Genomic DNA, 2,656 nt, shown 5'->3' on the forward strand with positions numbered 1-2,656 from the left:
GCCGATAGTAGTTGGGGGATCGCCCCCTGCAAGGGTAGGACGTTGCCACGCAAACGTAAGGAACTCAGTAATGAGTTCCTTTTTTTGTCGCTTTCAAAGTAGGCAGCTCAAGAATCAAGAGAGTTCAAAGTTCCAGCCCCGCTCACAGGACGAGCAGGGCTGGAACTTTTTTTAGCAGTTATCCGCGCTAGCTCGTTATCAGCGAACCACGCCGCTGGTATGGCCGTGATGGGTCGTCGTAACTTTGCCACACCGTGGGCAAAGGGATGGAATCGTCAGTCACCTTGCCCATTCCGCACGTAACGCCACCTAATACGAATTTAGTGTTTAATTTTTGATGGCTTCAGCTGTTATTTGAATTAAAATGCTGGTAAACGGGTCTTGGGACATACCGAGCACGCGCTTTCAATTGGTTTGGGTCGACTTGATTTGTCGTACAGGGCGGTATGACCTTTTGTTATGCCTAAAAAGGAGGGGTTGCGGGATTCATCCATTAACATCCAATATCATAAAACCGAATCAATCTGATTCAAGGTTCCGGCTCTGTTCACAGGACGAGTAGGGTTGGACCTTTTTTAATGGCCGGACGCCCGAGGCTAAAACGGGACGCACCGTGATCACCTTGAACCAGTTTGTGCCCGGCTCACTCGTTTGATGCCGAATGAGTCAGATGCGGCGCCTGAACCGGAAAGGTGTTGGCCATGCTGAGACACGACGGGGGACGACTGATTGAACGCGCGCTACAGGCCAACTTGAGAAGTGAACGGGATTATGATGACTAATCAAACAAGCGGGGAAGATGCGACTGCGTATTCGCTTGAATGCTTTGCCGCGGTTCTTTGGCGAAGGGCGGGTGACCGGTAAACCGGAGACTAACGGTGTGTTGTTTTGGAAATCCTATACGGTCCCTAAGAGCCTGGCGGTGTAGCGCGACATGCCTGATTGAAAAGAGCGCCAGGTTGTGAGTGTGTTCGTCCAGGTCACAACGGGGGCACGCAGCTAATTTTCCAGGGAGGATAAGGGAAACGATGGGCGCCGACCGCTGATGATAAGTGCCATGTGACCTGGATGGCAGTGCGCCGCATACAGTGGTGAGGTGGTGATGACCGCGCCTGCCGATTGACTGATCCTGTGCGGTGGTCGGCACTGACTGGTGGGAAATCACGATGAAGGAACCGGATATCCGGTACACGCCGGCTCCATGCTTCGGTCACGACTCTTGGTGAACCAGATTTTCTGGCTAGTCATTCGCCGGTATGACTTCAGCGGGGCGTTTCGAGAGATGCTAGCTGATAAGAGGACTTCCGGGAGACGCTTCGATTGGCGACCGGTTGTTTAATCGACGGGGCTGATCCTTAGCGGCGGGTTCCCGATAGCTGGCGATGCGGTGTCCGAACAATGGGTCACCGGTGTTGTTGATTGGTAGCAGCCCTTTAGCGGTAGCGTGAGATGCCGTTCAAGTACGCATAAATGAAAGGACTCATCAGGTATTGGCAGTCTGATGAGCCCTTTGTCTATTTAGGAAGCACCACGCCGGTCAAGTGTGCCAACTGTGCCAGGTAAGCCTCTTGTAACTGAACGTCGGCAACGCGGGGGTCCGGTTCGGCGGGTGTTTGGTGGAAGAAGTACTGACCGGAAACGCTCGCTGGGGCGGTCGTGGCCAACCAGGTCTGGGTCGTGTAACCCAGGGTGAGGTCGTCGGGAGCCTGGTCACCGCCCATTCGCGTGGGGACCCAACCGGGGTGGACGGCGGTCGCGATGACGTCGGGCCAGTGCCGGGCAATGGCGGCCATCAGGAGCAAGACCTGTAGCTTGGAGGAGCCGTAGGTGGTGGTCGTGGTGAGGTGCGCTAGGTCGAGCGGTGCGTCGTGGTGCATGATCGATGAGACGAAGACCAGTCGCCGGGGACGGTGTAACCAGGCCGTCAGGAGATAAGGGGCCACGGCATTAACCTGAAAAAGGGTGTCTGCCAGTGCGTGGTTGATACCGGCGTTGTGGATGACGGCGTCGAACGTGCCGATCTGGTTGGCTTGATGCGCCAATTCCTTAACGGCGGCCGGATCGGCTAGGTCGCCGACCAGAACGTGCGCAGCGCGGGGTAGTCGCTGGCGAACTTCAGCGGCCCGCTGCGGTGTTCGGGCGTGCAGGGTAACGGTGTGACCATCAGCGATGAGCTGTTGCGCGGTGAGAAACCCCAGGCCGGTCGTTGAGCCGGTAATAAAGATAGTTGCCATGATGATAGGTCCTCCTTAGATGATGAGACTATGCTTATCCTAGCACGGGTGGTGATAAAAGCGGATGGGAAAGCTTCGTTGAGGGGAAACGGTCGTGATGGGGCTGGTCAACGGTCTTGGCAGAAGCACCCATGAAGGTGGGCTTTTTTAGACGAAAAATAATCCGAACGGTTTAAACAAAGTTCGGAAGAAACGCGCGGCTGTTTTATAACGTTGGCGAACATTGGTCTCATAAGATTTGTCTTTGAAAAAAGATGATGATTTTTCATCGGTTTTAGTTGACGTGGGCCGCTGGGGTTGGTATTCTTAGATACGTTGTCACAACAGCTTAGCAACTAGACCAATTTGAACGATTGGATTTAGTGGTTGACAGTGATGATAACAAAATGGTATATTAATTAAGTTGTCGCTAAGCGATGACG

1 protein-coding gene is annotated in these 2,656 nt (G+C 54.0%); it reads right to left on the reverse strand.

Features of this window, described 5'->3' with window-relative positions; genetic code table 11:
- Window positions 1-1,514: 1,514 nt before the first annotated feature.
- Entirely contained in the window at window positions 1,515-2,234 is a 720-nt protein-coding gene (locus FD37_RS02650; protein WP_056963253.1) for an SDR family NAD(P)-dependent oxidoreductase, read from the reverse strand.
- Window positions 2,235-2,656: the final 422 nt, after the last annotated feature.

This window comes from Levilactobacillus spicheri DSM 15429 (genome assembly GCF_001435095.1).
GTDB classification, from domain to species: Bacteria; Bacillota; Bacilli; order Lactobacillales; family Lactobacillaceae; genus Levilactobacillus; species Levilactobacillus spicheri.